A 6977-nucleotide genomic window follows, 5' to 3' on the forward strand; every position below is an offset into this window, starting at 1 on the left:
CCGCTGGCATTACAAACCCGCCTGCTGCGGGTACTGGCCGAGCGGGAAGTGATGCCGCTAGGGGCAAACAAACCGGAAAAAGTCGATATCCGGGTGATCACCGCTACCCACCGCCACATCGATACCATGATTGCGCAGGGCGAGTTTCGTGAAGACCTCTACTACCGCCTGAACGGTGCCCAACTGCGCTTACCACCGCTGCGCGAACGCGCCGACAAGCTCTACGTGATTCGCCAAGTATTCAGCGATGTGGTGAGAGAACGCGGCGGAAGCTCCGCCCCTCGGCTGCGTGCCGACGCCATCAGCGCCCTACTCGCCTACGCCTGGCCCGGCAATATTCGTCAGCTAAAAAACGCCCTGGCATTTGCACTCGCCACCGCCGAGAGCGATGAAATCACCGTTTACGACCTGCCTGAACAGTGCCTAAGCCAACGCATTACTCGTACACCTGCGATAACCGCGCCTGAAAGCCAGGCCACTGATTGCCACCTTGTGACACGACTGCAGCAACACCACTGGAACATTAGCGCCGTGGCACGCGAGCTGGGGGTTTCACGGCCAACGGTGTATCGGCAAATGCAGCGCCAAGGCATCGTGCCGCCGAATAAGGCCTGACAGCGGACGGCGCTTGGCCTGGGCGGCCAGCCTCACGTACACTTGTTTGAATCTAATATTCACCACGCTTCCAATAAGCCGAGGCCCACTATGGCGTTTGACTCCACTTCTTCGTATATCGCAACCAATGCGCTTAAACAGGCGGTGAATGCTGCCGTGGTGCTTGAGCGCCCGCTGCTGATTAAAGGCGAGCCAGGCACCGGCAAGACGCTACTGGCGGAAGAGCTGGCAGAATCCCTCGGCACCAAGCTGATCACTTGGCACATCAAATCCAGCACCAAAGCCGCTCAAGGGCTGTATGAGTACGATGCGGTGAGCCGCCTGCGGGATTCACAGCTAGGCGTAGAAGGTGTTGAAAACGTCGCTAACTACATCAAGCCCGGCAAACTGTGGGAAGCCTTTACCGCCGATGAGCGGGTGGTACTGCTGATCGATGAAATCGACAAGGCGGATATCGAATTCCCCAACGACCTGCTCCAAGAGCTGGACCGTATGGAGTTTCACGTCTACGAAACCGGTGAAACCATCCGCGCCGAGAAGCGCCCGATCATCGTCATCACCTCCAACAATGAAAAAGAGCTGCCGGATGCCTTTCTGCGCCGCTGCTTTTTCCACTACATCGAATTCCCCGACCGCGAGACCATGCAGGCGATTGTTGATGTTCACTTCCCGAACATTGCCCCAAAACTGGTCAGCGAAGCATTGGAGGTTTTCTTTGACCTGCGCAGCGCTCCAGGGCTGAAGAAAAAGCCTTCAACGTCTGAGCTGGTCGACTGGCTTAAGCTGCTGATGGCCGACGAGCTGGCGCAAGAAGCGCTCTACCATCGCGACCCCGCCAAAGCGCTGCCGCCCATGGCCGGTGCGCTGGTCAAAAACGAGCAGGATACCCACCTGCTTGAACGCCTGGCCTTTATGATGCGTCGCCAGAAGAACAGCGGGCGCTAAGCCATGTTTATCGGCTTATTTGAAACCCTCAAGCGCGCGGGCGTACCTGTTTCACTGCGGGAGCTGCTAGATCTTCATGCCGTGGTCGAGCGGGGCGTGGTGTTTGCCGATATGGAGGCGTTTTATCAGGTGGCGCGTACGGTGATGGTCAAAGATGAGCGCCACTTTGACCGCTTCGATCGCGCCTTTGCCGCTTGGTTTAAGGGCCTTGAGGACATGGACGCCGCCATCGAAGCGCTGATTCCCGATGAGTGGCTGCGCCGCGAGTTCGAAAAACAGCTCACCGATGAAGAGAAGGCCAAGATCGAGTCTCTCGGTGGCTTAGAGGAACTCATCGAGACCTTTAAGAAACGCCTGGAGGAGCAGAAAGAGCGCCACGCGGGCGGCAATAAGTGGATTGGTACCGGCGGCACCAGCCCGTTTGGGGCTTACGGCTACAACCCAGAAGGCATTCGCATCGGGCAGGATGGCTCCCGCCACCGCCGCGCTACCAAGGTGTGGGATGAGCGGCGCTTTCGGGATTACGATGACTCGCTGGAGCTGGGCACCCGCAATATCAAAATGGCCCTGCGGCGACTGCGCAAATTCGCCCGCCAAGGGGCGTTAGAAGAGTTCGACGTGGATAGCACCATCCGTGAAACCGCCAAGGATGCCGGGCTACTCAACGTGCAGATGCGCCCAGAGCGCCACAACGCGGTGAAGGTGCTGCTGTTTCTGGACGTGGGTGGTTCGATGGATGACCACATTCGCGTCTGTGAAGAGCTATTCTCGGCGGCCCGCTCTGAGTTTAAGCACCTAGAGCATTTCTATTTCCATAACTGCTTGTATGAAGGCGTGTGGAGAAACAACCAGCGCCGTGGCAACGAACGCATCCCTACCATGGATGTGCTGCACACCTACGGCGCCGATTACCAAGTGGTGATCGTAGGCGACGCCGCCATGTCGCCTTACGAGGTCACGCATCGCGGCGGCAGCGTCGAGCACTTTAACGACGAAGCCGGCGGTGTGTGGCTAAAACGCTTGGCCGAAAAATTCCCCCGCTTGGCTTGGCTAAACCCGATGCCTCCCAGGGCGTGGGAGTACACCTACTCCACCCAGTTGATCCGCGAACTCATCGACGAGCGTATGTACCCGATGACGCTGGAAGGGCTGGAAACCGCTATGCGCGAATTGGCGAAGTAGCGTTTGCCCACCCAACGCCGTTGCTTGGGTGGGGTATTCCGAACCTTCGACAAACGATAGCGTTTTACTCCCTGTTCACGTGCCCTAGCCACGCTGTTGAGAGCATGACAGCAGCGCGCAAGCTGGTCGCGAATAATGGAACGTCGCGTTGCCTTAAAGCGTCGCAGGCACGTTATTGATCCCGGTTAAAAATGCCTCTTTAGCCTGAGCGAACGCAGCCGCATCGTGTTTAAAGCGACGCAAAATCAGCGCTTCATCCAGTGCTAACGTGGGCGATAGCGCCTCAAGGCTTTTGGCAGGATGGCGCGCCGACAGCCCAATATGCTGGCCATTATCCGCTGCTAACCAGCGTTTAAAGCCGCACTGCTGATAGAACGTTTTCTCTTTTTCATTCTGAACATCAATGCGCAGCGGTGCTTTGAGGCTTAGCTCACTGAGTAAACGCGCTTTAGCGCCCTCTGCAAACTCACAGGCATGGGTCACGGTCATGCCCTGGCCCGCTTCATCAAGCACTAGCAGGGCTAGCGCCAGCGGCTTGCCCGCACCGTCCACACCTGCCAAAAGGCGTGCGCCTTCTTGGGCAAACAGCACATTTTTAGTACCGGTAAACACCACCAGCGGCGTTAGGCCTGCCTGCTGGCCATACACCTCAGCACATAGCTTGGCCAAACACGCATCACGCGGCTCACTCTGACTTACATGGACTACCTTCATAACGCTCTCTCGTTGCGTTCGTTCACCCCGCCACTTCCCTACGTTACAACAAGCGCTGGCGAGCTATAAAAGCCCGCCAGCGTAGAGCAAAGCGCGTGACGACACCAGTTTAACTGGGAGATTTCGCCATTGAACGGGAGGCGACAAGCTGCGTTGTCAGTACGATACTTCCTAACCCAATACCCAATAAATCCGTCATCCAGCCACCGGCGATCATCGCCAGCGCTGCTAATAGAAGAATCAGGCGCTGCAAAACATTCGCGCGTCCGCTCATAAAGTAGCCTTGTACCGCCGCCGCCAGCAGGTAAATCCCAATGCTCGCCGTGATCACTACCCGAAGGATTTCCCACCAGTGACCATCCATCAACAACGCAGGGCTGTAGAAGAACATAAATGGAACAATAAACGCAGATAGCCCGAACTTAAACGACGTCATGGCAGTTTTGAGAGGATCCGTATTGGCAATGGCAGAGGCTGCATAGCCTGCCAAGGCCACTGGCGGGGTAATCGCAGAGAGCACGGCATAATAAAAAACAAAGAAATGGGCCACTAGCGGCGGAATACCAATTTGCTGCAATCCGGGCGCTACCACGGAAGCCGCGACGGCATAGGCGGCTGTCGTAGGCATGCCCATTCCCAGCAAAATAGAAATACACATGGCGAAAAAGAGCGCTAGGAAGTGGCTGGCATCGGCAATGCCTAGCAGCATTGAAGCAAACCGCGCGCCAACGCCCGTTAATGAGATCACCCCTACAATAATGCCCGCACAGGCACATACGGCAATCAATGGAACCGCCATACGGGCACCCAAGGAAAGCGCATTAAGCAAGGCTTTAGGTCCCATCCAGTGAGGAGTGAACCAGGAAACCACCGCTGCACTGATCATGGCCAACGTGCCCGCACGAATGACGGAGTAGCCCATAAATAGCGTGCCAACCAGAATGATGATGGGTAAAAACAGGTAGACCTGCTTCACCATATCTTTAAATACGGGCAGTTGGTCTTTTGCCAAGCCCTGCATGCCATCTCGACGGGCCTCCAGATCCACCATCAAATAAATAGATAGAAAATAGAGCCCGGCAGGGATTAAAGCGGCAATGGCGATATCAGTATAAGGAATACCTGTAATCTCAGCCATAATAAAGGCACCAGCGCCCATAATGGGCGGTACGATTTGTCCGCCCGTAGACGCGGCCGCCTCAATCCCTCCAGCACTGCGCGGGTGGTACCCTACTCGCTTCATAAGTGGAATAGTCAATGAACCGGTCGCCACCACGTTCCCCGCAGACGTTCCGTTAATCATTCCCATTAACCCAGAGGCGAAAACAGCCACTTTGGCAGGGCCGCCACGAGACCGTCCCGCTGCAGCAAAGGCAAAATTGACAAAGTAGTCACCCACTTTGGACGCTTGTAAAAATGCGGCAAAGGTAATGAATAGAATGATATACGTCGATGACACCGCCGTTGTCGGGCCAAGAATCCCATTGTCGGTATAGAGATAGGAGAAGAAGCGCGGTGCGCCATAGCCCTGATGCTCAAGAATGCCAGGCAGTAACGGTCCAGCAAACGCATACATCAAAAACACCCCGGTGATGACAATCAATGCTAGCCCTGCTACACGACGCGTTAACTCCATAATCAACGCAACACCAACAACGGACACAAGCAGTTCCGTTTGGCCCACTAATGGCATACCTGCCACCATACGCCAGCGATCAATGACAAAGATTAAGTAAGTAGCGACCAAAATAGAAGCCACCATCAACATCCAATCAGCCCAGTGAATATGTTTATCATCACTGCGCCACGCCCAACTGCTGAGAAGTGCACCGGACGTCGCTATGACTAATGCCCAGCTAAGGTGATATAAGGGCGCGGTCACTGACGCAACTTCCTGCATATCTCGCAACCACCAGGCATATACCATGCATAGCGCTGCGTAACCAAGAGCAGTACCACTGACAACTAACGCTAGCCACTCAGTGGCTGAACGTCGAGGAACCTGGGTGTCACGTTCAAGCGTCGCGGCGGCGGTTAAAGCAAACCCCACTACCAAGCCCCCAGCAACGTGAAGTATCCGAAATGTCCACGTCTCGATGGGCGAGACATTCAAGGCATATAGGTGCATTGAGGTAAACAAAACACACGCAAGGAAAATAATGCTGCCGGTCATCCCGGACAGCAGCCGTTCGTTATGGGCAACGGGCACATCCGACACACTATCGGTGCGGATGATGGGCTGCACTTCTGGAGTATTGTTACTCATGCTGTCCTACCTTCTAGGCCGACTGAGCCTGGGGATGAAGGCGTGCGGGTTATACCCGCACGCAATATGCCGTGTTAATTAACCTTTCAATTCTTCGTCAATCTCTACGCCATTCTCTTCAAACCAACGGACAGCTCCTGGGTGCCAGGGAATAAAAGCGTTGTGCTCAGCGTTTTCGGGAAGCGTTTCTACGGCCGCTCCATGCACCTGCATCATACGGTCGTTATTCTCCATGACAGCCTTCGTCACTTCATACACCAGCGAATCAGGCATATCTTTATGCGTAATGGCAACGTTCCACAGCGATACCGCAGAGGTATCCTCTTCTAAGCTGCTATAAATAGAGGCAGGTATCACGGAAGCAGATAGCTCAGGGAATTGCTCTGCAAACACGGCGATTTCATCGGGGGAAAACGAGAAAATATTGACATCAGCCTGGGCTTCTAGCTGACTAAATGCAGACACCGGCATGCCAGAAGCAAAGGCAAACGCATCTAGCAATCCATCCTGTACCTGCCCCGCCTGATCGGCTGCTCCGGCATTACGTGTCTCGACGTCCAAACCTAGTGCATCGAACAGCTGGGGATAATACAGATCTCCGGTTCCGCCAGCAGGGCCAATCCCCACCGTTTTACCATCTAAATCAGCGATGGACTCAATCCCGGAGCTTTCCAGAGCAATGACCTGTAAAGCTGTCTGGTACATCGGAAATACTGCACGAATGTCAGTGTGCTCGACACCTGGAGCCAGGGCACTTTCACCAACCCAAGCTTGGTAAGCAGGCCCCATGGTCACCATCCCGAACTCGTGTTCACCCATTTGCACTAGCGTGACGTTTTGGACTGGCCCACCGGTAACCTCTGCTCCGAAATTGGCGCCAGTAGCTTCGCTGGCTATATTTCCCCAACCCGAGCCATAGATGTAATAGGTCGCGCCTTGGCTACCGGTACCAATAGTGAGACTATTCGGCCAGTCGCTACGGTCATCGGCGAGGGTGCTGCCCGCAACGGCGGTGAATAATGCACTTGTAAAAAGTGTTGTGAACGTTTTCATAGGAATACTCCATCAATATTGTTGTTGTCACTGTTGCTATGAATGCTGCGTTCGTTAAATAGAGAAGAATCAAGCCATCATGAGTTAGCGTGAGAAAACACCTCTGAATCGCCCCAGGTTTCGTAGACACCTCCAGGCCTTATACTAAAGGTATCTAGGAGGAACCATGAGCCATCCCCGCTACACTGAAGAATTCAAAATC

The 6977-nt window shown here is 54.7% G+C and carries 6 protein-coding genes; 3 read left to right on the forward strand and 3 right to left on the reverse strand.

Annotation, left to right across the window (positions count from 1 at the left end; all coding sequences use genetic code 11):
- From BIS10_RS16235 to BIS10_RS16245, 3 genes are all read left to right on the forward strand, one after another.
- Positions 1-615, forward strand: a 615-nt coding sequence (locus BIS10_RS16235; protein ID WP_253506741.1) for a sigma-54-dependent Fis family transcriptional regulator, incomplete at its 5' end; no start/stop codon positions are given.
- A gap of 90 nt (positions 616-705) precedes the next feature.
- Positions 706-1560, forward strand: coding sequence for a MoxR family ATPase (locus BIS10_RS16240; protein ID WP_044630414.1), 855 nt, complete (start codon positions 706-708; stop codon positions 1558-1560).
- 3 nt (positions 1561-1563) lie between these two features.
- Positions 1564-2742: a VWA domain-containing protein gene (locus BIS10_RS16245; protein ID WP_253506743.1), complete on the forward strand. Its 1179-nt coding sequence runs from the start codon at positions 1564-1566 to the stop codon at positions 2740-2742.
- 153 nt (positions 2743-2895) lie between these two features.
- Here BIS10_RS16245 and BIS10_RS16250 read toward each other — a convergent pair whose 3' ends face one another.
- The 3 genes from BIS10_RS16250 to BIS10_RS16260 form a co-directional block, all read right to left on the reverse strand.
- Entirely contained in the window at positions 2896-3456 is a 561-nt protein-coding gene (locus BIS10_RS16250; protein ID WP_253506747.1) for a hypothetical protein, read from the reverse strand.
- Between the two features lie 109 nt (positions 3457-3565).
- Complete coding sequence (locus BIS10_RS16255) at positions 3566-5722, reverse strand: TRAP transporter permease (RefSeq protein ID WP_392567192.1); 2157 nt, start codon at positions 5720-5722, stop codon at positions 3566-3568.
- Between the two features lie 78 nt (positions 5723-5800).
- The gene (locus tag BIS10_RS16260) at positions 5801-6775 is read right to left on the reverse strand and encodes a TAXI family TRAP transporter solute-binding subunit (RefSeq protein WP_253506749.1); all 975 of its coding nucleotides are present in this window, start codon (positions 6773-6775) and stop codon (positions 5801-5803) included.
- Between the last annotated feature and the right edge of the window lie 202 nt (positions 6776-6977).

It is taken from the genome of Halomonas sp. 707B3, assembly GCF_024158645.1.
GTDB lineage: Bacteria > Pseudomonadota > Gammaproteobacteria > Pseudomonadales > Halomonadaceae > Vreelandella > Vreelandella lionensis.